We start from the raw sequence: 25,817 nt of genomic DNA, 5'->3' as shown, positions 1-25,817 counted from the left end.
TGCAGTGCGCCGATCCTCGCGACTTCCAAACCAGATCGACTACGTGGCAGGAATGTCGCCAAGCTGGTCGATCGAGACGTTATACACGCCATTGCCCGAGGGGTCTGACACTCCCGCATGCAACTCGATGGTGGCAATCTGCCGTCCATCCTGGTCGTGTTCGATGGTTACAAGGTCGCAGCCCAGGCGCCAGGAAACCGGATACGCCGCCTCGGCGGTCAGGCGGTCTTCATTGTCGAGTACAGGGGCCTTCTCGATCAGTACGACGGTTGTCTCATCAGCCTGCCGGAACTGAATCTCGACGAACCCGGAGAAGTGGTGATCGAACCATCGGGTCACTGCGGCATTCAAGTACGTCATATCGCGAACAACCTTCTCACCTCGAGCACCAAACGCGCGCCCTCTTCCGCTGCTGCCGATTATGCGGCCGACAAGTTCGGATCGAAACCGGTCAAAGACCTGCAATCCGGCACCACGGGTGCGCGATTCGGCCCTCGAACCAATCGAGCCCGGACCGGTCTGCGTCTGCCCGAGGCTCGTTTTGCTCCAGCATGCTGGGACAGGATTCACCGCCTCGCCCCGAAACGCTCCGGCGCCAGACCTCAGTTTTGTGGGATTGAGTCAACCATGCTGTAGCACATACGGTTTCGTCAGCAGCTTGATCGACACATGAGCAAGGGGAACCCGATGACGCGAATCAAATACCTCGGCGCCGCAATTGCCGCAGTTGCGTTTGCCGTAGGTATACCAGCTGTTACGGCATCCCCAGCGATGGCCGCCAACGAAAAGTGCATGGACTTCAGCACGCCGACCGTGGGCGGAAAAACGGCGTCGATAAACGTCTGCTGGAACTGGGTCAGTAATGGCCGGGGCGCCTACGACGGCCGGGTCTGGGGCAAGTTCTACGACCCCTACACCAACAACGGCAAGATCTATCTTCAGGCCCGAGTCGAACCGGACGCTGGGTCAGTTTTGTCGCCGCAGGCACCGAGACCGCCGACGGCAAGAGCTTCAACAAGCCGTACACGAACATCAAGTCCCTCGCATTCAAGGCATGCCTCACAGGACACGGCTGCCGCTAGCACTTCGATCGGTTTCGCCGACTCCAACGGTGCTGGGCGGCGCAATGGCGACATGCGGGCACGATTGAACATTCCGACGCAGGTAACCGAGCTGCCGTTGTGGCAGCGCTACGTAGCCGACACCTGACCAGCTTTCAGCCCAAAGTTCTCAGCACGTGGAAGCGCAACATGCTGAGCGATTCTCGACCATCGGCAGAGCTGGCAGGTGGAGGCGGTTTCCGGAGCAGACAGCGATGTCGTAGGTGAAGGTGATGATCAGACAATGCACGTGACCCCCATCGAAGAATCCCTGCGACGGATCGACTCATGGCTCGCCGCGCACGCGCCGCGCACCTACGCATCGATGCAGCCACCTGCCGCACCGGAGGCCATCAGCGCCGCAGCTGCCGAGCTGGGGGTGGAGTTCCCCGCCGATCTGGTCGCGTATCTGCGGCACCACGACGGAGTCTCCCCCGGTGAGGGGAGTTTCCGCTTCCCCGGCCATCAGCCCTACACCCTCGCCGAGATCCTCGCCTCGAGCCGGATGCACCACGAACTGTGGGGCAGGCACGGCGAGGACCCGCCATTCGAGGGCTACTTGCACCAGGATTTGGTCACCTTCGCCCGCACCTCCAGTGTGGACGCGCTGGTCGTGGACTGCCGTCGAGGCGAGTCGTTCGGCGCGGTAGGCCAGCACGTGGAGTCCGAGGGTACGAGATTCGGGAACTGGGAAAGTCTCGCAGCATTCTCGGAACAGATCGCCGACTCCCTCGAGGGCGGAACCGCTATGACAGTGGGCCTACCGTATGTCCCTGTAGTCGACGACGGGATGTTGCTGTGGGAGTTCACTGCCGAGCCCAGCTCCGAGCCCCAGTCCCTGCTCGACCTCGCATCCGCCGCCGCCGACCCGCTCGTCGCCGCGCCGCGCCGGCCGATCTCCCGCGCGGCACCGACGAAGAACTGGCCCAGCGGATACAACTCGTTCTGTCTGACCTTCGCACAGGGCTTGGATGAGGCCGAACTACTGCGCCGGTTCGGAGCGTTGCCCGAGACCCGGCGCCCCAGAGGTCGGCGTAAGACAAGGGGTGGGAACAGCGTGCTGCTGCCAGCCGTCCGGGTGGGAACCCACGACGGCTGGGCGTTCGGGATCCAGGAAGAGGCAGGTGTCTATGGTTTCGAGGGCACGCGCGAGGAGGTGCTGCGCCGTGTGTCCTGTGGTACCCGCGCGGTGTCCGTGAGCTGTTGGGGCGAAATCGGCTCGATCGTGGTGTCCCTTTTCGACAACAGTGAACCTGTGACGAGGTACGACACCCGATCGGCTGTTGTGCCCGACGGGGCGCGCGACCCGTTCGACGTCTTCCCCGGTCTGCCGTTGCACGACAAGTGGGCGGCGCGTTGGGATCCGGACCGACAGTGCGTGGTCAGCGTTGTGCCCCCGCTCGGTCGGGAATCCACGCCCGAGCAGTGGCGCGAACAGCTGCTGGCGGTGTGCGGCGCGGTCGTTCGCGGCTGTGGCATCCCGCTGCCCCCACCCGGCCTGAACGGGGAACTCGACAGCGCACAGATCCTGCCCCTGCTTCCCGCCGACGACAACCAGCGGGTTCCCGTGCCTGACCGGTTCGCGACCCTGGTCGACGCCGCGACGCCCGAGCACCTACGCCGCGTACTCGCCACACAAATGACGTCGCTGGCCGCCGAGACCGGACTCGACACCTACGACGAGGTCACCGACGCATTGCCGCTTCTGAGCGAGGGTAATCGCCCCGGTCTCACCGACGATTCGGCCCTGGGCCTGCGGTTACGTCGCGTACACGTCGAGTCCCGGGCGACGCGAAACGTTTACAGCGACCAGGTTGTCTGGCAGGACCGTGCCATGGCCGCCCGCGCGCTGGCCGACGCGCTCACCTTGCCGGTTCGGGAAGCCTTGGGCTTGGTCGTAGTCCTGCGTCAGGACCCGCAGTGGCGGCGGGAGTTTCGCAAGCAGCTGGCCGATGACTGATCCCTGCCCCCCGACCGGACTCCTGCTCAGCGATCGGTGATTACGAAGGGGGCGTATATGCCGTGGTACGGCGGTTCTGGATTGAATTCGATAGAGGCCACGCGTCAGCCCTCTGGTGGATCGCGCCGTATGCCGGTGTCACCGGCTACAACGAGCAGGACTGTTTGACAATGGTGGCGGATCTGCTCACCGACGGCGCGGAGTTACCTCCGGTGCGCCGCATCACGCCGGACATCGTGGTGAACGAGAACCTTCCGGTGAACATTCGCGCTCTCGGAGTTCCGGTGTGGCCAGGTGTCTGGTACCCGCCGGTGAACCTCCGGACCGGACCTGACCTCACTCGGCAACCACCTCGGAATTCCGCGCGGCCACTTGGCCGGTGAGGCCTGGCGCGCAGCCGTTTTCGATGCGTTCGAGGCCATGCTTTGGCTGCAGGTGACGAATAAACCGCTCATCAGCTCGAGACGTTCTAGATCGCACTCATCGGCGCTGACTTTAGTCAGCACGAGTGAGCAATAACGCCGCTGGGCCCGCGGTCACGGACGTCCGCATCCGCCGATTATGTGGCGTTACGGTGCACGTTCTGTGCCTATGGGCGTTGGATGGCGACACCCGATGGTGAGCCGGGGTCATTGCTGCCGTCCCCGGCAGCGGTTCGTGTTCGGCGGTAGTGTCAGCGCCATGCGTTTCCCTCGTCCGGTCGCGACCTTCAACAAGTACGTCACCAACCGCATACAGGGTCTCTGGGCGTGGCTACTCCCGCCGTGGGCGGTCGTGCATCACACGGGCCGGTCATCAGGCCGCGCGTTCAGGACGCCGATCGTCGGCTTCAATACCCCGGAGGGCTTCGCGATACCGATTCTTTATGGGCCGCAAAGCCATTGGGTCAAAAACGTGCTGGCTGCGGGTGGCGGCGAGATCCAGCGGGTCGGCAAGCGCTACAAGCTCGTCGATCCGCGGGTCGTCCCGGCGTCGGAGATCACTGCGAAGGGTATCGCCGGGCGCTACACCCGGGCCGGAAACTCGACGCTGGTCGCCACACTCGGCGAACGCGTATAGTCTCCGGCCCAGCGCATCCGAGCCGCCACAACGGCCATCCGATCGCGTCACCGCGACGGTCCTTATTGGGTTAGGCATCAAACTCGTCGTCGAAACCCGCTAGCACCGCCAGGGATTCGAACACGCGCTTCTGCCGCTGGGCGCGCGGGTCACGAACGTCCGCATCTGCCGACTATGCCGCGGGCCCGCGGACGCAGTATCCATCGAACAGTCGCCCACCGAATCGATCAAGAGCCTCGGTGACTGCATCGACCATCGGCTCGATCACATCAGCCGCGACCGATTCCACTGCGCCCGCTAGCACATGCGCGTAGGAAGTCCCTGTAATCCGATCGAAGGTGTCCAGTTCGCGGTGCAACCATTTGCCACCGCCCGTCCAACGCTTGTTCCCGGTAAGCAACAAGTCCGCTGTCACCTGCCACAAGGTCGCCGCGATCATCAGCCGCTCGGCAGGATCTTTTGATCCGATGAGATCATCGAGCAGGTCGGTGATGCGATAGCGAGCAGATCGTAATTCCTGGTCGGTCAACGGATCAGGCCCTAAAGCCAGCCGATTTGCGTAGGACTCCCGAAGACGCGCGCCGCTGCCATCGGCATCGTGAAGAAGGTGACTATGCGCGATCAGCCTTAAGGTGGCAGGCCTGCGCGCGGCATGTTCCTTTACGCAGAAGTGTTCCAGGGATGCTTCGGTTTGCACGAACAACTCCACGGGCCATGAGTCGTGATACATCGATGCACGGTAGGGTGCCGGCGAACCCGGCAACAGGACGGTAATGTCCAGATCGGAAGTAGCCGTAGCGATTCCGAGTGCAACGCTGCCACCCAGCCATGCCGCCCGCGCGTGTGGGAAGTCCCGCCGCACCAGTTGGCGTGCGACATCAATTCCGTCGGTCGTCATCCTGCCAGTCTGGCATCGAACCCCCTCCCGGCAAGACGCCGGAAACGGCGGAGACTGTGGCCGTGATCCAGCTCAGTTCCGGCGAACGCACCATAATGCTGCTGGGCGCGCGGTGACGAACGTCCGCATCTGCCGATTATCGGATGGATGTCGAACGATGCCGAGTGGCAGGAGGACGAAGTCGGGTGATGGTTCGGGTTGCGAGTCCTGCGCCGCGCATCAGCCATTTGAAGGCTGCGGTCGAAGGCCCCGGTACGATTCCGGCCAGCTGTACGCCGTCGAGCAGGTCGTAGAGCGTTTCGCCTTCGTACATCAGGTGTTCGGCGTTGAAGTGATACCGGTCCACGGCGGTGCACTGGATGAACGCGCCGTTGCCCGGGATCGCGGGGGCGTCCGCTCCGTAGGGATGAAGCTTCAGCGGCCCGACGATGTGACCACTTCCGTAGTAGCGCACGACCATTCTGACCTCACCGTCCGGTGACAGGTCGATGTAGCACTGCCCAGGTATCGGGTCGTAGCGCCAGTCGGGGATGGCATCGAAGAACGCGAAGTTGTAGGCCACGAATTCATCGAGGCCGACCATGGTCGCGCCGAGAGTCGTCACATCCTTGTACCTGAGATCGTCTGTGTAGAGCTCGTGGTTATGGCTCATATCCCGGGTCTGCCAGCTCCACCAGTACTTCTTCGCCCAGTCGAGAGTCCAGGCGATATCGAAGCCGTGGTCGGCATAGAACTCGATCTTCTTCTCGTATTCGTCGAACCACGTCTGCGTCATGACGGTCAGCGCGGCTTCATCGAGAACATCGACCGGCTCGGCACGGTTCGTCAGCGCTGTCGGTATCGGCTGTGTCAGGCGCGGCTGTCGCAGTGACAGTTGGAACTGCTCCTCGGTGAACATGACCCTCTCCATCCGGAAGCAGATGCTTCCTGATGAATGATGGTTGTTGTAAAGTGGTGCCGTGTCAAGGAGCTACGGCGGACAGACGGCTGAGAGCCGCGCCGCCGACCGGCGGGCGCGGCTGATCGATGTGGGTGTCGAAATAGTTGGCACGCAGGGTGTTTCCGCCCTGGGCATGCGGTCCGTCTGCCGTGCGGCGGGGCTGAGTCAGCGGTTCTTCTACGAGAGCTTCGCCGACACAGACGTGCTGCTGCACGCGGTGTACCGGGCGGCACTGTCTCGCCTACAACAAGCTGTTGCGCCCGGTGTGGCATCCGACGATCTGCACGCGGTGTTCGAGGCCGCCGCCCGCCTCATGGAGGCCGATCCTCGGGTCTGTCGCATCCTGTTGGTCGAGCCGGTGGCGGATGTGCGACTGCGGGGCTATGTGCGAGAGACCATTCCGGCTATCGCAACAGCCGCACTGGGCAATCGGATCGTGGGTTCCCCGGGCGATCCCATTGTCCGCATGCATTTTTCGGCACTCTTCGGTGCCTTGATCTCACTGTTCGTCGAGTGGACGGAAGGCAGTCTCGGCACCGACCGGAACGCCTTCGCCAGCCATGTGACTACCGTCGCGACACAACTCATGAGCGAGATCAGCTCGGCCGAAACAAGGCGCCGACAGTGAGGCGAGCCTCGTAAATCGCAATGTGGGCGTGCCTCGCGGGCTGGGCGTGGGTTCACTCATTCGTTTTCGAGCCCCGATACCCGCGGCTCACCAGTCTCGCCCGGCGATCAGTTCCTCGGAATCCGCCTCAGTGAAGCCGTAAGCCGAGGCGATCAAGCAGAAGTCGGCGGCGATCAGTTCTCGCGCGACCGTCTCGATTTCGCTTCCGGCCGCCTCGAATTCCGCCTGCAGGTCGTTGAACTCCGCCGTCGCCGCTTGGGTAAGCACGTACAGGGTCGCCAGATCCGATGGCCGCTCCGACTCGATCGTCTCGCACAGCCGCTGCAAGACCGCCCTGCACTGGTCGAGCACGGCATCGGGATAGTAGGGGTCCTCGTACATCTCTTGCAGGAACGCATGCGCTGCGGTCTGATGATTTGTGATCGGCATGGCGCTTCTCCGTCTCTCGGTGTGGCGCGTCGATCATGCATGACACCACCGACAGCTGCGCGGTCACCGATGCCCTCGGACCCCACTGCCCGAACTGACCACGAAGCGTCAGCGGCGTGCGCATACGGACGAAGCGCATGATCGCCCCAGGATCGGCATAGCAGCGCTGAAACTATCGTGTCCTCGAACGCATGGAGATGCCGCTGTGTGAAGGTCGAGATCGGTGTCAACGAGCTCCGCGTGTGGCAGGACAGCGGTCCGAACCGCCGTGCCGCGGAGAGCGTCGTGGTGGCGCGATCCTTGTTGCCGGACCTGTTGAATGAGGTGCACCGGGACCTGATCGGATTTCTGTCGCGCGTCCAGGCATGGACTGAACGTAATGGTTTGGGCAGCAATGGAACCGACCTCGTCGACGTCATCGACCGCAACTTCGACGTTACCGCTCCGTTGAGGTTCCCGGCCGATTGAGCCCGCCCCGCAAAAGACTCAGGCCCGCGCTGGTGATACGCAGCGGAACACCCGGACCTGCCGCATGCCGCGCTGTTCGAATCAGCCATCCCGGCAGGTCCGAAAATCAACGGCCCGAAATGATCTCGGGCGTTAGAGCGCGCAAGTGCTTGCCGCCGGCTTTGCGGCGAATCGGTCGGCCAGATAGGTCAGGGCCGTCGACATTCCCACCACGGCTTCGGTACCATGCTCGCCGACCGAATTCTCCACCAGCTGCACCGGAACCCCAGCGGCACAGTATTTTCCGGCCAGTGCCCGTGCCGAGTCGATCGGCGCGAACTCGTCAGCGACAGCGTGATGGAGCAGCACCGGCACGGCGGGTACGCCCGGGCGGAACAAGGGGCTGGCCATCCGAACCACCTTGCTCAATTCGGTGTTGTTCGTGATCGATCCAGGCCAAGCTTCCAGCGCCGCCGCATCGAGGAAGGGATACGCGATAGCGGCGTCGAGCAGGCAATCGGCTCGGCTTGCGGCCAACATTCTGCGGCCGGATTCATTGAGGTACTGAGCCACATCGGCTTCCGGATAGGATCGGTTCAACCCCACCAGACCGACCACCGCCGCCCCGCCGGCGATTCCCCCGCTGAAGCCGGACATGGTGGCTTCCAGGTCGGCGACGATCCCACCCAGCGCCACACCTGTCAATCTCAGATCAGGAGCGTAGGTCCTTTGCGCTTGCGCTGCGATGGCGGTGGCCTGCGCCCCGCCGGAATATCCCCACATGCCGATCGGCGCCGCGGGGTCGACATTCGCCGGCGCGAACGCTCTTGCGGCGCGAATGCCGTCCAGGACACCGTGAACATAGCCGTCGGCACCGAACAAGTCGGAGTCGGGCCCCTGATAGTCCGGCACGACCAGAGCCCAACCTTGTTGCAGTGCAAACCGAATCATGCCGGTCTCGGTATACGCGTTGCTCGGGACGCCGTCGATCCCACCGCGCAGCGCGTACGAGGGTGCGCATTTCGAGCCGACACCGTCTTCGGCGACCTGATACGACAGCAGCGGACGTGGGCCGTCTCCGGTCCATTCTTGTTGCGGTACAAGCACTGTCGCGATGTAGGCGCGTGGTACCCCATGGTTGTCGATCGTCTTGTACTGCACCTGCCACGCATCTGCGGGCAGCGGCTGCAAGAACGACTCCGGTTCGATCGCCCGGGACGTGAGCACTGTCCCGTTGGGTAGGTCCGCGAGACCGCCTGGCTCGGCGTAGAACGAATCCTGTTCCGGCAGCGGCACTGCCACAGCCCATCCTGCGCAAGCCGTAACCAGCGCGAAAACCGCGCCGACTACCGTCGCCCGCAAAGTCACGACTGTCCGCATCGCACACTCCCACCCCGAGAACCTGTTCTAGTTTGCGTCCGCGAGCGTAGCGCATTCGATGAGACCTGATACTCGAGTTGCGCGGAAGTCCCGTCCGAGCGGCCGGTTACCGCCCTCCGCAGCCGAAACCCTCCCCCAGCGATGTGCCTATGGTCGGTCTGGCACTACACAGAGCCAGCTACATCTTGGTGTATCGCGCCATGGCGAAACTGTAGAGGCCGTAGGTGATGATGCCCAGGCCGGACGCGATCAACAGGGTCGCTCCGAAAGGCTGCGCCCCCAGGGTTTTGAACGCGCCGTCGAGTCCGGTGGCTTCGCTGGGGTCGGATCGACCGACCGCGATAATCACCAGCAACCCGATGGCCGCGACGGCCAACCCCTTCGCGATGTATCCCACCGTGCCCAACCGGCGAACCAGGTTGCTCGGGGAGCCGTGCAAGTCTTCGAGGAAGCTCTGGGTCGCTCCCTTGTACACGTGATAGCCACCGATCGCGATGATGATCACCCCGGCGGCGATGAGGGCGATCGTGCCCACGCTCGATTTCATCATCGCAGCGGTGATCCCCGTACTCTGCTCGCTACTGGATTTGCCCGCACCCCTGGCGAATCCGAATGCGGAGATGGCGAAGCCGAGGTAGACCACCGCCAAGGAGAATGCCTTGACGCGATGGACGGCCTCGGATTTCTTGCTGTCGGAGTCGGGTTTGGACGAGCTGCCGAGTCCCGCTTCGGCGAGCCGCCACAACGCCATCAGCGAGAACGCCACGACACCGATCCAGAGCGCGAGGACACCGCCCGGCTTGGCGGCCAGTTCGGCCATGGCCCCCGATTGATCGGCGGTGCCGCCCCCGCCGCCGAGGGCGAGCCGGATGGCGATGTAACCGATGAACAGGTGCACGAGGCCGCTCATGACGAAGCCCGCGCGGGCGAATCGTTCGAAGATGCTGTTCTGGGCCACCTTGGCCACGGTGCTGGACGAGTTGTCGTATGACGATGGAGATGCGGTGTTGTTCGGCATGGTGATAACCCTCGTGTGGTGGATCCGTCGAGATGGTCCGCAACGGTCGGCGCGCGGGATCTACTGTGCGGTCGCGTCCGGCGAAACTAGTTCTTGAAGGCGTCTTTGATCTTGGCGGCAGACTGCTTCAGATTGCCCTTGACCTGTTCGGCTCGACCTTCGGCCTCGAGGCTTCGGTTGCCGGTGGCCCGACCGTAGGCCTTCTTCACCCGACCCTTGGTGGCCTCGACGGAATTCGCGATCTTCTTGCTCATACTCATGGCGGTTTCCTCGCTGTGTGAGATCGACTCAACGCCGCATTCCACTGCTGTCAACGACGTTGATCTTCAACACACGGATACCCACTTTCGAGGCAAGAGAACAGCCGTCGATGTGCGGAGGGAATCAGGGATCAGCGATGCCGGTCAGTCGAGGGCGACGCCGAGTTCGGCGGCGAAGGTCTTGATCATGTGCTGGACGCCGATTTCGTTGCGGCCGATGATCATATGGTCGTGCTGGCCCTGGCGGACACCTTCCCCGCATTGCGGCAGCATGGCGAAGTCTTCGTCGCGGACCGCGGCGTGGACCTGGTCGTAGATGGTGCTGTAGACGGCGCGTTGTTCATCGGTGGTGGCGGGGATCTTGGCCATCCAGCTGTGCCGGACGGTGCACCTGGTCGGGGCGCCCGCGGGCAGCATGTCCAGGACCTCCACCCCGACCGGGCTGTTGGCCAGGATCAGGTTGGGATAGATCCAGTAGATGACGCCCATGTTCATCAACGGGTTCCAGTCGCCGGTCGCGTCGGTGTCGAGGTTGGTGATCCAGTTGAAGGGGAATCCCATGCGATGGTGTCGGCCGAAGCCGTCGTGGGTGGAGGTGTTGGCGACGGTGTTCTGCCCGATCACGCTCTGTCCGTGAACGAAGGGGAAGTGATAGCTCTCGGCGAAGGCTTCCAGCGCGCCTTTCCAGCTGACCTCGGAGACGAATTCGCGGTCGTCGTGGTAGCCGTAGGAGCCGTAGTCCAGCTGCGCCAGCTCCGGTCCCATCGCACCGAGGTGTGCATCGATGTCGATCGCGCCATCGGCGGAGAGCACTGCCCAGATGAAACCGTGGCGTTCCTGGCTGGGCAGTTCGACCAACCCGTAGTCGCCGCGGTCGAGGCCGGTGAAGCCTTCCTTGCCCGGCATACCGGCAAGTTCGCCAGTGTTCTTGTAGGTCCAGGCGTGGTACGGACATGTGAAGCGAGTGGCGTTGCCCGACCCGCACGCCGGTTGCGCACCGCGGTGGCGGCAGTAGTTCAGCAGCACGTGCGCGGTGCCCGCACGGTCGCGGGTGATCAGCAGCGAATCGTTCAATACCTGGCGCACGACGTAGTCGTTGGGTTCGGGAATCCGGGCGCTGGGCATGATCGCCAGCGGGGTGCGGCGCAGGATCTGCGACTCCTCCACCTCGGTGATCTTCGGATCCCGGTAGTAGTGCAACGGCACACGCAAGGGGGATTCAGCCATATCGGTGGTGCGGTCGAGGACCAGGCGCAGAGCGCGTCGAGTCAGGTCGTCGGTCAACCCGGCAGTGCCGGGGACAGTGTGAAGAGTCATCGGGAGACCTCCCTTTCCGTATCCATTCAGAACATACACTTAACTCAATCTGTATGGTCAAGATCGGCGAGGAACCCACGAACGATGATCAGTCGATAGTGTCGGCCTGATAGACGCGCCCGAGTGGAGGTTCGATTGCGCAGGCATGGCTGGTCCGGAGCGGTCCCGAGCACCGATGCCGAGGCCGTCGACCGCATCCTGGCGGTCGCTCGTGCGGCTATCGAGCGCTCCGGCGCTGATTTCACGATGGCCGAGATCGCCCGCGAACTCGGCGTCACCCGGCAGACGGTGTACCGCTACTTCCCCAATGCCGAAGCGTTGATCGCCGCCACCGCCCTGGTCGAGACCGGTCGCTTCCTCGACGTTCTTGCCGCACACCTGGACCGCATCACCGACCCTGCCGACGCGGTGGTCGAAGGCATCGCCTACACCCTCGAAACACTGCCGCGTGACCGCTACCTCAGCCTGCTGTTGACCCCGGGCCGCGTCGGCGCCTACTCCGCCGATGTCACCTCCGACACCGCGCTGATACTGGGTCGTTCCATCCTCGAACGCTTCGCCGTCGACTGGGAGCGAGCGGGAATCGACAACACCCGCCTCGACGAACTCGTCGAGCACATGCTCCGCATCGTCCAGTCCTTCGTCCTCGATCCAGGGCGCCCCCCTCGCCGCGGCTCAGAACTTCGCGCCTACCTCACAACCTGGGTTGCACCCGCCCTGCGCAATATCCACCAGCGGTAACGACAGCAACCGCTCACATTCTCAGCCAGGGAAGATCGCGGTCTGCGGACGCTGCATGTACTCCATCGCCGCGGTGAACCCCGGATCAGTGAAGCGTCGTTCCATCTCTTCTGGCGACACGTCCTCGATACGGGTCTGAATCCACCAGACATTTCCGAACGGATCACGTATCCGCCCGACGAGATCCCCGAACGCCAGGTGTGTCACCTCCGAGATCGACACGCCCCCGGCGGCCACGGCCTGCCGGTGCACGGCGCGCGCATCCTGCACGTACAGCCGCAGGAACGCCGGGGTCGCAGGCCAGCTCGGGTCACCGTCGAACAGCATCACCACGGCATCCCCGATTCGCACCTCGGCATGCCCGATACGCCCGCGTGCATCGCTGACTCGCCCCAGTTCCTCGGCCCCGAAGGCGGCCTTCAGGTAGTCGATGACTCTTGCGGTGTCCTGCGAGATGACCCAGGGCGTGACGGTGCTGTACCCCGCGGGGACGTGTTCGACAGCCATAATTCCTCCTGCAGATCGGCGTACGACTCGTCTTCGACCCTAGGAACCATGTAGGTCTGCCTCTGTCCTAGATCCACGCCGATTTCGCCACGGCGGTGGGCGTGACATTGCCGATCCGGATCCCACGGCAGACAAGCTCGACGCGGCGATCGATCTGCTGTGGTCGATGTACGCGCGCCCCACATTCACCGCATGGCACGAGTTGTGGGTGGGGGCTACGACCGACCCGGACTTGGCAGCTCCGATGATCGAGATCGATCGACAATTCATGGTGGCCGGCGAACTGCTGTCATCCGACCTGGTGATGAGTCACGTGATCGCGTATCTCTCGCCAACGTTTCCAGAGGGCGAGGACTTCTTCGTCCGCTCGGTCACCGTTTCGCGGGAGATATCACCGATTCCGAATTCGCGCTAAAGGAGCCCGGTCGAACTGCGGCTCGACTCCGGCAGTTCGACAATTAGTGACATGTCCGCGCTTGCCGTGACCCGCGCGGTTCGGCCGACCAGATCGAGGCTCAGCCCAACGCACGATAGTGCCGATGAGCGAGCATTGGTCCAGACCGCCCGAGGTGGTGGCGGACAAAGTGATCGAGTTGTTGTTTCGTTTCCTACCACAAGGTGGACGGCCCCGAGATGACCCAGCCAGCGTCGGTAGGCTTGACCCAAAATCCCAATGCCACCTCGATTATCTGCGCGCGGTAGATGACCTCGGCATAGAAATTGCTGGCAGTGTGGCTCCAGTTGAAGTCCCCGAGATCGAGTTCGCGCAGCCACGATAGGTCCTGCTCCCACGCGGCGGCCGCAAGGCTATGACTCGCCTCGTCCTCATCGATGCTCGCTCCTACCGAGCCGACCCACAACGACTTGAGCACATGCCGGACCGATGAATGATCGACGAGCTGTTCGGCCTCAGTGATCTTCCCAGCTCGAAGCAGGCTGAAATAGTGGCAAACGACCGCTTCTACGTCGGTCTCGGCAGGGCGCTCCGTCCAGACCTTCATGGCGAGATCATAAACGTTGGATGACGCTGTCGATCCGGCCGACGTCGGCGCCGTGCGCGGTGAGATCCACTGCGGCCCAAAACATCCTGTAATGGCAGCTGCTGAGGGAGCACCCCACCGGGCGCCTGAACCAGATCCTGGCCGGGATCGGGTCCTGAGTACTGGCTGCGAATCGCTGAACGTAGGGCCGCCGCACCAGCCGCCGACGCACTTTTCTGCCGATGAGCGTGAGCGGGCCCTCCTGGCGGTGAATGTCGAGTAGGTCCCGCCACCGCTTGCGCCGCACCTCGGGAAGACCAACGGGCAGAGCGCTTCACGGCCGCCAGCAGTGCGCGCTCATGCCGTTCGCCGGGTGATCCGAAAGCGGCAGTATGGGAGACGAACCAATCATGACTCGAGACCGAACTCTTCATCGCGAATCCCCCTATCGCTCTGGTTAACTCACCTCATGGAATCGGCAGACATATCGGCGAGGATTCTTTCGGGACTTGGAGGTTTGGTCGCCGTCGGACTGGTCCCCGTGTACGGCTTGGCGCTGCTGTTCGGCGTGGTCGGTGGCATACCCGACGAGGAGGCCGCGCCCGCCGTACAGAACGTCCTCCTCGTGATCAAAATGACCGTCGTCGCAGCCACGGCCTTCACACTGGTGGTCGGCGCGATTACCGGGCGGACCACGGCGATCATCGGCGGCTGCCTGCTGTTCATCCTGGATTTCGTCCTGCTGTCCGTCTGGTATTCGCATGTCCTCGTCCCGCCAGGGACCTTGCCCATCGAACCCGAGACGCCGCCGAATCCGCCCGAGATCGTGCTGACAGCGTGGGTGGTGTGGGTAGCGTTCCCCATCCTGACAACGCTGCTCGCCGCTGCGCGCGAACGTCACCGCGCGAGTGCGTAACCAACGGTGAAAACCGGCCAGAAAGGCGCGGGAACCGACGTTCACACCTTCGCGGTGTGAATCGGCGACGCCCGAGAAGGGCGGTGTCCGAATACCCCACAAGGGTTTTCAGACACGTTGTCAAGAGCATCCGCTCATGCCGCTGGGCGCGCGCTGAGCGAAGCGTTCAACTCCGCTCTTTTGCCTGCCCGTCGATCGAGATGAAGATCGGCTGACCGAATCGCACTCCCCCGCCGACGCCGCGGAGAAACGGCGTCGGCGGAGTTCACGCGATACAGCTACCGGTCGTGATCGGGCTAACCGTTGAAGACCACGGCTGCGACGAGGGGACCCGTAGTGGTGGTCGTGTCCGGCTGGAGGACGCTGATGCGGCTGCCGCACGTTGCGTTCGAGAACAGTTGGACCACGACATCGGTCTGGTTGTCCATCTGCCGTGCCGGAGCCAGCAGTGGGATGCATTTTCCGGCAGGTGGGTCGATCAAGGCGCGCGTCAGTCCCTCGACGTTGAGGTCGCGGTACCCGAACCCGCCGGTCGCTGCACTGGCTGGGCCGCACAGCCCCACCACCACCGCTGTCGTGCTCGCCAGCACAGCGGCGAGAGATCCGTACCGCCGGACACCGCTAGTGATCGTCATGCCTGTTCTCCCATCGGCCGAATGGTCCACGGGGTATTCGAAGACAGCACAACTGGTGACAAGCACTCGGGCCCAAGCGCTGGATAAGTGTCCCACCTGGCATCACACCGAAGCGGACTCGACCACAACCCGCCGCTGGTCCGGCGCGTCAGCCGAAATCGCTGAGGTAGCTGCCCACATGTTCGTCAGTGCCAGGCGTGGCGGGTGTCGTACCACTGGTCACCGACTGGCTCACCGGCGAGGTTCCAACTCCAGGACTGCACAGGAGTTATTCGTAGATAGAAGCCGGGCCCCACCATGCCCACTCGCTCGACGGGCGGTTCGGCGCGACCGTAGACGCGGAGACCGCGGGCGATGAACGGTTCGATCGAGATCACGTCATCGACGACCAGTGCCACCTCGGCGTTGCCCGCAGCGACATTGCGCGCCTTGCGCGTCCTGGGAAACGTTGCACCACCGCCGACCCAGAAGCAGGTGCCGTCGAATTCGAAGGCGACCGGCACGACGTCGGGCTGTCCATCCGAGGCTCGGGTTGCGAGGCGAGCGAGCGGCTGGGACCGGAGATAGTCCACTTCGGCATCCGTGAAGCTCATGCCATCGGATTATCCTCTAATCGACCACGCATTCCGACTCAGTGGGGTTCGCTCAGGACACATCCGTCCTGAAATGCCGCGACCCGAGCGAACTGGCTGATGTTCTGCGCCTCGTCGAATGCCTGACCAATTCATCGGATACCGACGTCGCCTTCGTCGGTGAAGCCCGCGACCAACCACTGCAGGCGATAAACCCGGCGACGTCGGTGTTCATCCCAGCCATAATGGCCGACGTGAAAGAAGTCGAGGTCCTCGTCGCCCATCACGAGCGCGCGACCTTGCGGGTCGGCGACGTGTTCCTGAAGATCGACGCTGATCAATCGAATACCGACGTCGAGGTCGAGGCAATGGCCATGGCGCCGATCCCGACTCCGAAGGTCTTGTGGCGCAAGCCTCCTGTGCTAGCGCTCGCCGCGCTACCGGGGAAGCCGCTCGGTCGCCTCGGTGAGCCGTCGACCGCGTCGTCGGCGGCGTGGTCCGCGGCAGGTGCCGCCGTCCGCGTGCTGCACGACGCGCCGCTCCCGCCATGGCCCGGTCGCAGCGTCGACGAGATCGCGACGGAACTCGACCACGGATGTGCATGGCTTGCCGAGAGTGGGGTGGTTGCCGCCGACGTGGTCGCCTACAACCGCCGAGCTGCCGAGACTGCGCTCCGACCGTGGACACCTACGTTCACCCACGGCGACCTCCAGGTCGCCCATGTGTTCGTCGACGGTGACGAGGTCACCGGCATCATCGACTGGTCCGAGGCGGCTCGAGGCGACCCCCTGTACGACCTCGCCACCCTGACACTCGGACACGAGGAACACCTCGGCGACGTGGTCGCCGGTTACGGCGCCGACGTAGACCTCGACGTGATCCGCGCGTGGTGGTCGTTGCGCAGCCTTCGCGGGGTCCGCTGGCTGGTCGAGCACGGTTTCGACCCGACCTCGCCAGGCTGCGAGGTCGACGTGCTGAGAACCCAGGCGATGCGAGGCTGATGAGAACGCGACATCCGATCTCATGCCTCTACCTGCAGAGTCGATCAGGCACCAAGGTGATGCGCCGAACGCGCTACGACAGAGGGTCGGGTGCGATGCGGAGCAGTTGCTTGCCGAAGTGGCAACCCTTCCAAGAGATCGCGCAGCAAGGCCGGCTCGAGCTCGAAGGCCCCCGGCACTACCGCCGACATGGACACTGTCACCGTCTGTGGCGAGCGGCTTCGCAGCGCCTTGGAGCTGCCCGCCGACATCCCCACCAATCAAATCGGCACCGCCTGACCTGTCATCTGACACCGGCTTCGGTGTTCAGGAACACCACGAGATCGCGGGGCAGGCCGTGGGTGTCGTGCAGGTAGTGGTAGTCGTCGTCGGTCACGGGTCCGGTGAATCGGCGGTGGGACAAGACCTTTCGTCCGCGTTGGAGTAGTAGGTCGAATTGTCGTTCCTCGTCGAGCAGGGTGGTGCGCACCTCGTTGGAGTGAACAGATTGCTGGAAGTGGTCGAGGGTGTGTTCCACGAGCTCGATCGGCAAGTCGGACAGGGTGCGGGTCGGATCGTCGCGCCACAGTGTGGTCAGGGTGCGGCGGATCAAACGGCGGAGTATGTGACCGCGGCCGGACGGGGATGGTGTGACGCGGTCGCCGAGGACGACGATGCTCGATCGCAGATGGTCCGACAGCAGTCGCAGCGACCGCTCGTCCTGCGGGCCCCAGATTCGGGGCAGGGTGGTGAGCCAGGGTTCGAAAACGTCGATCTCGAAGACGGACTGCGTGTTCTGCAGGATTCGCACCAACCGTTCGACACCCAGGCCGGTGTCGATACCGGGTCGGCGCATCGGTTCGAGGCTGCCGTCGGGATGCCGGACGTAGCGCATCATGACGTGATTCCACACCTCCACCCACCGGTCATCGGATGTCGGTGTGCCCTGCGGCCTTTCATCTCCCGTCCAGATGAAGATCTCGGAATCGGGCCCGCAGAGTCCGGTCGGGCCGTTGGACCACCAGTTCTCGTCAGTGGTCGGTTCGACCGGCAACCCCAGTTCATCCCATGTGCGCCACGAATCGTGGTCGGGCTCGACCTGGTCGTCACCGCCGAAGACCGTGACGTGCATCCGGCAGGGGTCGATGCCGAAGCCGTCGCGCAGCAGTTCGAATCCCCAACGCAGACTCTGCGGCCCGCCGTAGTCGCCGAGTGACCAGGACCCGAGCATTTCGAACACGGTGAGGTGGGTGTCGTCACCGACCTCATCGAGATCGGTGGTGCGCAGGCATCGTTGCAGGCTGGTGAGCCGATGGCCGAGTGGGTGGGGCCGGCCCATCAGATACGGGGTCAACGGGTGCATCCCGGAGGTGGTGAACAGCACCGGGTCCCCTGGTGAAGGAATGAGCGATCCGCCCGGCGTGAGTTCGTGTCCTCGTTCGCGGAAGAAGTCGAGGAAGGTCTGAACGGTCTGGTCTGTTGTGATCATGGTGGTTGCTCCATCGATGTGAAATCGACCGGAAGCGACCGCACACGGCAAGTCCGGCAACAAGACCGGCGAAAACCAGCGGACCGTTTCCGGCCGCCGGCGTGGGAGAAAGAGGTCAGGCGGCAGCGACCGGCGAGCTGAGAGCTCGTGCGGCCGCGGCAGCGATTCGTGAAGTGACCTTCATGCTGCGACCGTAGCAACGGGCTGTGCGGAGCACCACCGATTTACGGGCTGGTGGAGTTACCGTCCAGATCGCTTGGTCGACAGCGCTTCCCGATGCACGCTCTGCCGATGGTCTTGCGTTCGTCCAGATGAGGTAGTCGACGAAATGCGCCCGGCTCGGGCAAGGTGGCTGTATGGGTAACATCCTGACAAGCGCCACCCGCACCGTTGTCGAAGAGCTTCTGCGTCGAATCGGTTCGGGCGACCCGGACGCCACCTCGGCGCTCTACGCCCCGGCCGTCGACTGGAAGTTGGATTGGCCAGCGGACGAGCACGGCCGGACCGAGACCCCGTGGATTCGGCATCGGGCCACGCGCGCCGACGTGGCTGAGCACTACCGCGAAATCTCGCAGTACCACGTGCCCGATCAGAACGGGACTGTGATCGAACGGATCCTGGTCGACGGCACGGATGCGGTGATCCTGGGTGAAATCCGCCAAACCGCCCGGCCTACCGGCCGCGCCTACCGTTCCCGATTCGCGCTGCACCTCACTGTCGAGAACGACCTCATCACCCGCCACCACGTCTACGAAGACAGCCTCGCCGTTGCTCAGGCGTTCGCCCCGCAAGCGGCGGAGCCCGGTGAGAATTCGGACGCAAAATAGTGCGCATACCGGGCTGAGCGACTCAGCCGAGCGCACCACTCCACGCAACGGCTGAGCCCCCACTCGGATCACCGGATTGGGGGGTCAGCGGTGTCTCAACTTGCTGTGCGCGTTCATCCGTGGCCTTCACGTCCGTGCAATCGAACTCGAACATGATGGACCGTCGAACGACCTTATGGCTGCCCGCGCGCATCGGCCTGCCGTTAGCGCAGGTGTGTGGTGAGGAAGTCGATCTGGTCGGCGAGGATCTTCTCCACTGCCGGTGGGTGGTAGACGGTGAAGTGGTCGGCGTCGTAGTGATTGAGGGTGGCGCGGGGCGCGGTGGCCGCGACTCGTCCCGCGATCGCCGGATCGATGAGGTTTTCCTGGTCGCAGGCGCAGACCAGCAGGGGGCAGTGCACGCGAGGCGCGGCCGATGCGGCGTTGTAGAAGAGCATGTCCAGTCCGGAGGCCGCGGTGATGCGGTTGTCGAAGTCGTATCCGGCGGGCATCACCGATTGCCAGCCTTCGAGTGCGCCCGGCTGGTTGACGAAGGCCAGTTCGCCCGGGCGGCCGACCAGCGGTACATAGCGCCTCGGGAGCCCCAGTGTGGCGCGTACCAAATCGGAAGCGACGGGGAAGGTGAGCCGCAGCAGATGTCGTAGGCCCGCACGGGAAACGACGGCGCGCCCGCTGAAGACCGGGCATTGGACGACCGCGGCGCGCAGGTTCTGCTGGCGTGCGGCGGCGGCCAGCACGTGGCTGGCGCCGAAGGAGGTGCCCCACAGTGCGATTCGGTCCGCATCGAGTTCAGGTCGGGAGCGGGCGAAGGCCAGTGCGGCGTCGACGTCCTGGGCGTAACGGCGTTGATCGACGAGTTGTCGTGGCTCGCCGCCGGATTCGCCGAGGTGGCGGAAGTCGAAGGCCAGCACGGCCAGTCCCGCCTTCGCGAACGCTTGTTCGTACTGGGCGAGCATCATCGCGTGGGTGGCTCCGCCACCGTGGACGAGTACCACGACCGGGTGCGGGCCTGCCGATTCCGGCAAGGTCAGCCAGGCCGCGCATTCGTCGTTGCCGGAGGGGAAAGTAGTTCGGATTGTCATGACACCTCGATTAGGTACTTTGTACGTGAACGAGGCAGAGTCAATCACGTACAACGTACTTAAACAAGGAGGGGTATGCCCGCGCCCAGAAAATTCAGCCGGGAGCAGCTGCAAACGGCGGCGTTGAACTTGGTCGACGAGCAGGGATTGACGGGGTTGACCATGCGCAATCTCGCCGCCGAACTCGGCACCGGGGCGATGACGATCTACAACTATGTCAACGGCCGCGAGGGCCTCGAGGAACTTGTAGCCGCCGCCGTGATGAGCCAGGCGCAGTGGGCTGATACCGGTGACGACTGGGCGGCACAGGTGGCGGCGATTGCCGAGGGGATGTGGCGGGCGGTGCGTGCCCACCCCCACGCCATCCCGTTGATCTTGACCCGCCGCAGTTCCGACGTCGCCACCCTCGCCCCGGCCGAGGCTCTGTTGCGAGCGCTATCCGACAGCAGGCGGTCGAGCTGGGAACTGCTCATCGCCTTCCGTACGGTGTCGGGATACATCTCCGGCTTCGCCCAGGCCGAACTCACAAGCCCGCTGTCGGCAGCTACACCCGCGGCCGTCACCGAACGTATCGCGGCCCTGCCCGCCGACCGATTCCCCAAGCTGATCGAAATCGCGATAGTCGCCGCCGACAGCGACCCGCAAGACGAATTTCGCGCCGGTTTACAACTGATCCTGACCGGCCTCCATGCGTGAGGGGCACAGCGTTGACGGATGAGATGCGTTGCGGCTCGGGACGTCCGCAAGTCATGCGGGACATCGAGGGTAACGAGTTCTGCCTCGACTGAGTGGATGCAAACGTGGCGCGGGCGTAAAACGCTTGTCGCGAAAGGACTCTCGACTATTTCCGGCCCACGCTCAGAATACGGCCGAGGCCTTCCAGCACCGCGCGGGCATTCGCGATTCCGATGCGGGCGGCGATGGTGGGCGTGAGTAGTGCGCTGGGTTTGTCGACGAGTCCCATCACCCGGTACAGGGCGGTCGCGACCGCGGGGTCACGTTCGGCGGCGATCAGCACCGGATCGAGCGCCGCGACGGCGGCTCGCACCGGCAACGAGGCACTGGCGCTGACGTGTGGCATGGCTCCGTCGGCGATCACGGTGAGTTGCCAGGCGTTGTCGATCTCGGGCGTGACCGCGGTGTAAAACCTTGCGGCAAGGTTGTTTCCACCCCGAGCGAGACACTCGCGCAGCACGGCCATCTGGATCGCGGCGACGGTCATGCCCTGTCCGTAGATGGGGCTGAAGCTGCACAAGCTGTCGCCGACCGCGAGCAATCCCTCGGGAAAACGATCGAGCCGCTCATAGCGGCGGCGCAGATTGGCCTTGTACCGGAAGGCCGAGATGTCGCCCAGCAGTTCACCGTTCTTGATGGCGTCGAGTACATCGGGCGGGGCGATCACTGCGGCGAAGTCGAGGAATCCGGCCGCATCCTTCGGTGGTTCCTCGCCGTCGTGGCCGATCAGGGTGAGGATGTGGCGGTTGCCTTCGACGGCGAACAGGGCGAGGGCGCGCGGAGGTAGGTCGCGTACGCCGATCGTGACCAGCTTGTCGTGGGGCAGCGCGTTCGGCGGCAGCTGGATGAGGGCGCTGCGGTAGATGATGTCGATCGTGGTGCCTTCTTCGACCGGGCGGTCGTAGCCGAGCCTGTCCAGCCATGCGGGGACGACACTGGCACGGCCCATCGATGCTACGACCAGGTCCGCGTCGATGGTTTCGCGCGCGCCGTCCGAGCGGTCCAGGATTGCGACGCCGGTGATCCGCGTTCCGTCGGTATTCACGACGGGCGCCCCCGCCTCGCACCTGTCGCGAATGGTGACGTTGGACAGCGCCTCGACTCGCCTGCGGAGCTGATACTCCAGGTGGGGGCGACTTGCCTGAAAAGCATTGTGTCCGGTCGATACTCGCTCGAGGGTGCGGCCGGCCATGGTGAAGCGGACTTCGCGGAGCGCATCGCATTCGACCACGCCGCTTGTTCGCATGTCGTCGCCGAACCCTGGGAACAGTTCCTCGAGGATGTCCTTGCCTCGCGGCAGCAGCCCATGCACGTGACGACCCTGCGGGACGCCTTTTCGCGCCTCGGAATCCGGGAGCAGGGCATCTCGCTCGATCACCGTCACTCTCGAATAGGCCTCGCTGAGCACCCGGGCGGCAAGTAGCCCGCCGATGCCCGCACCCAACACGACCGCGTGATCGCCGATTTCCGGCATGTCATACCTCCGAACGTCGATGTTCCGAGTCCTGTACACGGATCGAGTCGTGGATCCATCACTGAGACTGATATCGAATATAGTCTCAGTACCGATTCGGTCGCAACCGGTCGTGCCACCCCGGAGCGAGGAGCATGCAGAATGACCCGCATGACCAATGCGACGCAGTCGTCCTCGTTGCTCGTGGACACCGCCTTGGCGATGATGGCCGAGACCGGCCTGGACGACCTGACGCTGACCGCGGTCGCGCGCCGGGCGGGCGTCTCACGCGCGACCGCCTACCGCGAGTTCGGCGACAAGAACGGCCTCATCGCCGCCGTCAGCAAGATCGAAGTAGCCCGCATGATGAGCGCCGCCTACCAGGAGATCGACATCTTCACTCCGGTACCGCAGTTGGCGAAAGACGCTGTGGTCTTTGCTATTCGCTACCTGCGCCGACACCCGGTGATCTCCCGGCTGCGCGACCAGGAACCCGGATGGCTGATCAATGTCGCCATCGAGCACGAAGGGTCCGAGCTCAACCTGATCGAGACCGTCGGTGCCTTCATCGCACCGCTGCTGGCGGCTCGCGACGACAGCGCGTCGCTCATGGTCACACCGGCGCAGGCGGCGGAGATCGCCGTCCGCACCGCGTTGTCGCATGTACTGATCAAGCGCAGCAGCCTCACCGACGAACAGGTCGGCGACGCGGTAGCCCGCGCCATCAGCCGCTAGCGGATCCCACCCTGCGACGGTTTACACCATTCGTATCAGCGAATGACGCCTCGCTGGATGTGTTCAGTGCTGGCAGAGCCATTCGGTGCCGTAGTGCCCGGCGTTGCCTCCGCCCAGGCGGACCCAATGGCCGTCACCCTCGCAGGGTGCGCCTTCGACCTGCGACGGGTCCTGCGGGGTGGTCGAAGGAACGACCGGTGCGGGGGTTTCGGCGGGGGCCGTGGTGTCCGGACCCGCACCATGGTTCGGGTTGGTGCAGATCGTCCCCTCGCAGGGCACCCAGGTGCCGTCGCCGTTGGGGTTCGCCATGGCATCGGGGCCGATGTAGCTGCCGAGTGGGCAGCCCGGATCTTGGTTCTTCGCGCAATATTCGGCGCCCAGGTTGTTGCCGGTGGAGCCGTCGGCGCCGCGTTGTCCCGGGTCGGCGGTCGGCTGCGGCGGGACCGAGGTCGCCGAGGCCGGGGCCGCCTTGGTCGATGAAGCGGCGGTCGCGGTCGCGCTGCTGGGCGCCGGCGAGGGCGTCGAGTCCGTCGAGCATGCAGCGGAACCCAGAATGAGGGCCATTCCAGCGAGAACGGTCAGCGCACGCTTCATCGAAGCTCCGTTTCAGATGGTGTCCGGCGGCAGTATCCGCCAGCGGGGATGTGGTCCTGAAGGATTCGGCGCGGGTCAGCGGCAGACGGAATCGGAGATCGCTTGTGCCACTGGCAGCAAGGGGCTGGCCTTTCCTCCGGTTACCTCGACGACAATGGCCAGCGGGTACGCCACGACCGAGCACAAGGGCGAGGCCGGCGCGGGGGTGGCGTTCGAGACGCCGCTCGCCGCGACAGTGATTGTGGCGATCGCGCCACCGACGAGGGCTGCACCCAACAACTTCCGCATGATCGTCCGTCCTTCGCTGGTAGCGAGACAGGTCGGAGCGCTGCCCGCTGATCGTTAACCAATAGATTGCCACTGCCCGTGCGGCATCCAGTAGATTTCGAACGTCCACACTTTGTCAAGCTGGCTCGCGTGGTGGATCCACCCCACTCAGCCTATTTGCGGACAAGTTGCGGCTTCAGCTCGCCTCGCCACGCTGGATATCCGAGACTCAGGCAGCCCACGATAGGCTGGTCGGCTCCACATATATCGCTTGTGGCAAGACGCGGAGGTGCCGCACAATGGGCGGCCGAGGCCAGGACCAGCGGAAAACCAGGATCAGCGAAACGCGTGCACGCGTGGCGGCGCTGGATGAGGGGCACGCGCGGCTGCTGGGTCGGCGAGAATTGGGCGAATGGGTGGTTCATGTTCGATGTGATCATTGCCGGGTGCGGGCCGACCGGTGCGATGCTGGCCGCCGAACTACGGCTGCACGATGTGCGGGTACTCGTCGTGGAGAAGGAACCCGAGCCCGTGGCGTCCTACGTTCGCATCGTCAGTCTGCATATTCGCAGTCTCGAATTGATGGCGATGCGCGGACTGCTGGATCGCGTTCTCGAACGCGGACGACAGCGTCCGGTGGGCGGCGTCTTCGCCGCCATCGCCAAACCCACGCCCGAGGGCTTGGATTCCGCCTACGCCTATCAGCTGGGCATCCCGCAGCCGATCATCAATCATCTGCTCGAAGAACACGCGATCGAACTGGGCGCGCAGGTGCGGAGCGGTTGTGCGGTGGCCGGTTTCGCCCAGGATGACGAAGGTGTGACCGTCGAGCTGGACGACGGGGAGCGACTGCGGTCGCGGTATCTCGTCGGCTGCGACGGCGCGCGCAGTACGGTGCGCAAACTGCTCGGCGTCGGTTTCCCCGGCGAACCCGCGCGGACCGAGACGCTGATGGGCGAGATGGAAGTGGGTGTGACGCCCGAGGAGATCGCCGCCAAGGTGGCCGAAATCGGCGACACGAACAAGCGATTCAGTCTCCGGCCCTTCGGCGAAGGGATCTATAGCGTCGTGATCCCCGCCGCGGGAGTCAACGAGGATCGCACGGAACCTCCCACCCTCGAGGATTTCCGACAGCAGTTGCGCGCCGTCGCCGGAACCGATTTCGGCGTGCACTCCTCGCGCTGGCTGTCGCGCTTCGGCGATGCCACCCGACTGGCCGAGCGCTATCGGGTCGGTCGGGTGCTGCTGGCAGGCGATGCGGCGCACATCCACCCGCCCGCCGGTGGTCAGGGCCTCAACCTGGGCGTGCAGGACGCAGTCAACCTCGGCTGGAAACTGGCCGCACAGATCCACGGCTGGGCGCCGGAAACTTTGCTCGATACCTACCAGACCGAACGTCATCCGGTCGCCGCGGATGTGCTGGACAACACCCGCGCCCAGGTGGAGCTGTCGTCCACCGAGCCGGGCGCGCAGGCCGTGCGCAGGCTGCTCACCGAGTTGATGGATTTCGACGAGGTGAACCGCTACCTGGTCGAGAAGATCACCGCGATCGATATCCGCTACGACCTCGGCGCGGGGCCCGATCTGCTCGGCCGCCGCCTGCGAGACATCGATCTGGAACAGGGCAGGCTGTACGACCGACTACATCAGGGCCGGGGCCTGGTACTGGATCGCACCGAACGCCTGAACGTCAACGGCTGGTCGGACCGTGTCGATGTCATCACGGATCCCACTGCGCCACTGGATGTCCCAGGCCTTCTGCTCCGCCCTGACGGCCACGTCGCCTGGATCGGCGAGCACCAGCACGACCTGAACGACCATCTCTCCCACTGGTTCGGCCAGCCCACCCACTGATTTCACCCGCGAAA

30 protein-coding genes are annotated in these 25,817 nt (G+C 64.2%); 13 read left to right on the top strand and 17 right to left on the bottom strand.

Going from position 1 to position 25,817, the window contains the following annotated elements:
- Positions 1 to 39 precede the first annotated feature (39 nt).
- Positions 40 to 360 carry a hypothetical protein gene (locus IBJ82_RS20355; RefSeq protein WP_194827536.1) on the bottom strand — a complete coding sequence of 107 codons (321 nt, stop codon included), beginning with the start codon at positions 358 to 360 and terminating at the stop codon, positions 40 to 42.
- 327 nt (positions 361 to 687) lie between these two features.
- On the opposite strand from IBJ82_RS20355, the gene IBJ82_RS20350 reads away from it, so the two are divergent.
- From IBJ82_RS20350 to IBJ82_RS20340, 3 genes are all read left to right on the top strand, one after another.
- Entirely contained in the window at positions 688 to 1,209 is a 522-nt protein-coding gene (locus IBJ82_RS20350; protein WP_194827535.1) for a hypothetical protein, read from the top strand.
- Between the two features lie 135 nt (positions 1,210 to 1,344).
- Positions 1,345 to 3,060 carry an SMI1/KNR4 family protein gene (locus IBJ82_RS20345; RefSeq protein ID WP_194827534.1) on the top strand — a complete coding sequence of 572 codons (1,716 nt, stop codon included), beginning with the start codon at positions 1,345 to 1,347 and terminating at the stop codon, positions 3,058 to 3,060.
- Positions 3,061 to 3,741: 681 nt separating this feature from the next.
- Entirely contained in the window at positions 3,742 to 4,119 is a 378-nt protein-coding gene (locus tag IBJ82_RS20340; RefSeq protein ID WP_194827533.1) for a nitroreductase family deazaflavin-dependent oxidoreductase, read from the top strand.
- A 172-nt stretch (positions 4,120 to 4,291) separates the two neighbouring features.
- On the opposite strand, the gene IBJ82_RS20335 is transcribed toward IBJ82_RS20340, so the two are convergent.
- Both IBJ82_RS20335 and IBJ82_RS20330 read right to left on the bottom strand, forming a co-directional pair.
- A complete protein-coding gene (locus tag IBJ82_RS20335) occupies positions 4,292 to 5,017 on the bottom strand; it encodes a nucleotidyltransferase domain-containing protein (RefSeq protein WP_194827532.1) in 726 nt (241 codons plus the stop codon).
- Positions 5,018 to 5,153: 136 nt separating this feature from the next.
- Positions 5,154 to 5,915, bottom strand: coding sequence for a nuclear transport factor 2 family protein (locus IBJ82_RS20330; RefSeq protein ID WP_194827531.1), 762 nt, complete (start codon positions 5,913 to 5,915; stop codon positions 5,154 to 5,156).
- A 61-nt stretch (positions 5,916 to 5,976) separates the two neighbouring features.
- Between IBJ82_RS20330 and IBJ82_RS20325 the strand changes: the two genes are divergently transcribed.
- A complete protein-coding gene (locus IBJ82_RS20325) occupies positions 5,977 to 6,585 on the top strand; it encodes a TetR/AcrR family transcriptional regulator (RefSeq protein WP_194827530.1) in 609 nt (202 codons plus the stop codon).
- Between the two features lie 87 nt (positions 6,586 to 6,672).
- On the opposite strand, the gene IBJ82_RS20320 is transcribed toward IBJ82_RS20325, so the two are convergent.
- Complete coding sequence (locus tag IBJ82_RS20320; protein ID WP_194827529.1) at positions 6,673 to 7,014, bottom strand: DUF5713 family protein; 342 nt, start codon at positions 7,012 to 7,014, stop codon at positions 6,673 to 6,675.
- A gap of 207 nt (positions 7,015 to 7,221) precedes the next feature.
- Here IBJ82_RS20320 and IBJ82_RS20315 point away from each other — a divergent pair, with 207 nt between their 5' ends.
- Complete coding sequence (locus tag IBJ82_RS20315) at positions 7,222 to 7,482, top strand: hypothetical protein (protein ID WP_194827528.1); 261 nt, start codon at positions 7,222 to 7,224, stop codon at positions 7,480 to 7,482.
- A gap of 132 nt (positions 7,483 to 7,614) precedes the next feature.
- On the opposite strand, the gene IBJ82_RS20310 is transcribed toward IBJ82_RS20315, so the two are convergent.
- The 4 genes from IBJ82_RS20310 to IBJ82_RS20295 all read right to left on the bottom strand — a co-directional run bounded on the left by IBJ82_RS20310 (position 7,615) and on the right by IBJ82_RS20295 (position 11,436).
- Positions 7,615 to 8,763 carry a lipase family protein gene (locus tag IBJ82_RS20310; protein ID WP_370585398.1) on the bottom strand — a complete coding sequence of 383 codons (1,149 nt, stop codon included), beginning with the start codon at positions 8,761 to 8,763 and terminating at the stop codon, positions 7,615 to 7,617.
- Positions 8,764 to 9,019: 256 nt separating this feature from the next.
- A complete protein-coding gene (locus IBJ82_RS20305; protein WP_194827526.1) occupies positions 9,020 to 9,859 on the bottom strand; it encodes a DUF1206 domain-containing protein in 840 nt (279 codons plus the stop codon).
- Between the two features lie 86 nt (positions 9,860 to 9,945).
- Entirely contained in the window at positions 9,946 to 10,113 is a 168-nt protein-coding gene (locus IBJ82_RS20300; protein WP_194827835.1) for a CsbD family protein, read from the bottom strand.
- Between the two features lie 150 nt (positions 10,114 to 10,263).
- Positions 10,264 to 11,436 carry an SRPBCC family protein gene (locus IBJ82_RS20295; RefSeq protein ID WP_194827525.1) on the bottom strand — a complete coding sequence of 391 codons (1,173 nt, stop codon included), beginning with the start codon at positions 11,434 to 11,436 and terminating at the stop codon, positions 10,264 to 10,266.
- Positions 11,437 to 11,571: 135 nt separating this feature from the next.
- Here IBJ82_RS20295 and IBJ82_RS20290 point away from each other — a divergent pair, with 135 nt between their 5' ends.
- Positions 11,572 to 12,177: a TetR/AcrR family transcriptional regulator gene (locus IBJ82_RS20290; RefSeq protein ID WP_194827834.1), complete on the top strand. Its 606-nt coding sequence runs from the start codon at positions 11,572 to 11,574 to the stop codon at positions 12,175 to 12,177.
- 21 nt (positions 12,178 to 12,198) lie between these two features.
- On the opposite strand, the gene IBJ82_RS20285 is transcribed toward IBJ82_RS20290, so the two are convergent.
- The gene (locus IBJ82_RS20285) at positions 12,199 to 12,684 is read right to left on the bottom strand and encodes a VOC family protein (protein ID WP_194827524.1); all 486 of its coding nucleotides are present in this window, start codon (positions 12,682 to 12,684) and stop codon (positions 12,199 to 12,201) included.
- 244 nt (positions 12,685 to 12,928) lie between these two features.
- On the opposite strand from IBJ82_RS20285, the gene IBJ82_RS34735 reads away from it, so the two are divergent.
- Positions 12,929 to 13,099, top strand: coding sequence for a hypothetical protein (locus IBJ82_RS34735; RefSeq protein ID WP_228537539.1), 171 nt, complete (start codon positions 12,929 to 12,931; stop codon positions 13,097 to 13,099).
- 193 nt (positions 13,100 to 13,292) lie between these two features.
- Here IBJ82_RS34735 and IBJ82_RS20275 read toward each other — a convergent pair whose 3' ends face one another.
- On the bottom strand, positions 13,293 to 13,685 hold the full coding sequence (locus IBJ82_RS20275; protein WP_194827523.1) for a hypothetical protein: 393 nt from the start codon (positions 13,683 to 13,685) through the stop codon (positions 13,293 to 13,295).
- Positions 13,686 to 14,214: 529 nt separating this feature from the next.
- Here IBJ82_RS20275 and IBJ82_RS20270 point away from each other — a divergent pair.
- A complete protein-coding gene (locus IBJ82_RS20270) occupies positions 14,215 to 14,580 on the top strand; it encodes a hypothetical protein (RefSeq protein WP_194827522.1) in 366 nt (121 codons plus the stop codon).
- Positions 14,581 to 14,876: 296 nt separating this feature from the next.
- Here IBJ82_RS20270 and IBJ82_RS20265 read toward each other — a convergent pair whose 3' ends face one another.
- Complete coding sequence (locus tag IBJ82_RS20265) at positions 14,877 to 15,215, bottom strand: hypothetical protein (protein ID WP_194827521.1); 339 nt, start codon at positions 15,213 to 15,215, stop codon at positions 14,877 to 14,879.
- A 185-nt stretch (positions 15,216 to 15,400) separates the two neighbouring features.
- Positions 15,401 to 15,808: a PPOX class F420-dependent oxidoreductase gene (locus IBJ82_RS20260; RefSeq protein WP_194827520.1), complete on the bottom strand. Its 408-nt coding sequence runs from the start codon at positions 15,806 to 15,808 to the stop codon at positions 15,401 to 15,403.
- A gap of 224 nt (positions 15,809 to 16,032) precedes the next feature.
- Between IBJ82_RS20260 and IBJ82_RS20255 the strand changes: the two genes are divergently transcribed.
- Positions 16,033 to 16,788: a phosphotransferase family protein gene (locus IBJ82_RS20255; protein WP_228537421.1), complete on the top strand. Its 756-nt coding sequence runs from the start codon at positions 16,033 to 16,035 to the stop codon at positions 16,786 to 16,788.
- A gap of 283 nt (positions 16,789 to 17,071) precedes the next feature.
- Here IBJ82_RS20255 and IBJ82_RS20250 read toward each other — a convergent pair whose 3' ends face one another.
- Positions 17,072 to 18,256, bottom strand: coding sequence for an alanine--tRNA ligase-related protein (locus tag IBJ82_RS20250; protein ID WP_194827518.1), 1,185 nt, complete (start codon positions 18,254 to 18,256; stop codon positions 17,072 to 17,074).
- A gap of 356 nt (positions 18,257 to 18,612) precedes the next feature.
- Here IBJ82_RS20250 and IBJ82_RS20245 point away from each other — a divergent pair, with 356 nt between their 5' ends.
- The gene (locus IBJ82_RS20245) at positions 18,613 to 19,083 is read left to right on the top strand and encodes a nuclear transport factor 2 family protein (RefSeq protein WP_194827517.1); all 471 of its coding nucleotides are present in this window, start codon (positions 18,613 to 18,615) and stop codon (positions 19,081 to 19,083) included.
- Between the two features lie 203 nt (positions 19,084 to 19,286).
- On the opposite strand, the gene IBJ82_RS20240 is transcribed toward IBJ82_RS20245, so the two are convergent.
- A complete protein-coding gene (locus IBJ82_RS20240) occupies positions 19,287 to 20,165 on the bottom strand; it encodes an alpha/beta hydrolase (protein ID WP_194827516.1) in 879 nt (292 codons plus the stop codon).
- Positions 20,166 to 20,240: 75 nt separating this feature from the next.
- On the opposite strand from IBJ82_RS20240, the gene IBJ82_RS20235 reads away from it, so the two are divergent.
- Positions 20,241 to 20,861: a TetR/AcrR family transcriptional regulator gene (locus tag IBJ82_RS20235; RefSeq protein ID WP_194827515.1), complete on the top strand. Its 621-nt coding sequence runs from the start codon at positions 20,241 to 20,243 to the stop codon at positions 20,859 to 20,861.
- 145 nt (positions 20,862 to 21,006) lie between these two features.
- On the opposite strand, the gene IBJ82_RS20230 is transcribed toward IBJ82_RS20235, so the two are convergent.
- Positions 21,007 to 22,374 carry an NAD(P)/FAD-dependent oxidoreductase gene (locus tag IBJ82_RS20230; RefSeq protein ID WP_194827514.1) on the bottom strand — a complete coding sequence of 456 codons (1,368 nt, stop codon included), beginning with the start codon at positions 22,372 to 22,374 and terminating at the stop codon, positions 21,007 to 21,009.
- Positions 22,375 to 22,524: 150 nt separating this feature from the next.
- Here IBJ82_RS20230 and IBJ82_RS20225 point away from each other — a divergent pair, with 150 nt between their 5' ends.
- The gene (locus IBJ82_RS20225) at positions 22,525 to 23,088 is read left to right on the top strand and encodes a TetR/AcrR family transcriptional regulator (protein ID WP_194827513.1); all 564 of its coding nucleotides are present in this window, start codon (positions 22,525 to 22,527) and stop codon (positions 23,086 to 23,088) included.
- A 63-nt stretch (positions 23,089 to 23,151) separates the two neighbouring features.
- Here IBJ82_RS20225 and IBJ82_RS20220 read toward each other — a convergent pair whose 3' ends face one another.
- Together IBJ82_RS20220 and IBJ82_RS20215 are read right to left on the bottom strand one after the other, a co-directional pair.
- On the bottom strand, positions 23,152 to 23,682 hold the full coding sequence (locus IBJ82_RS20220; protein WP_194827512.1) for a hypothetical protein: 531 nt from the start codon (positions 23,680 to 23,682) through the stop codon (positions 23,152 to 23,154).
- A 75-nt stretch (positions 23,683 to 23,757) separates the two neighbouring features.
- Positions 23,758 to 23,970: a hypothetical protein gene (locus IBJ82_RS20215; protein WP_194827511.1), complete on the bottom strand. Its 213-nt coding sequence runs from the start codon at positions 23,968 to 23,970 to the stop codon at positions 23,758 to 23,760.
- Positions 23,971 to 24,372: 402 nt separating this feature from the next.
- Here IBJ82_RS20215 and rox point away from each other — a divergent pair, with 402 nt between their 5' ends.
- Positions 24,373 to 25,803 carry a rifampin monooxygenase gene (gene rox, locus IBJ82_RS20210; protein ID WP_194827510.1) on the top strand — a complete coding sequence of 477 codons (1,431 nt, stop codon included), beginning with the start codon at positions 24,373 to 24,375 and terminating at the stop codon, positions 25,801 to 25,803.
- The last annotated feature ends 14 nt before the right edge of the window (positions 25,804 to 25,817 follow it).

The organism is Nocardia sp. XZ_19_231 (genome assembly GCF_015355705.1).
GTDB classification, from domain to species: Bacteria; Actinomycetota; Actinomycetes; order Mycobacteriales; family Mycobacteriaceae; genus Nocardia; species Nocardia salmonicida.
This window is presented reverse-complemented; position numbering and strand designations above follow the sequence as displayed.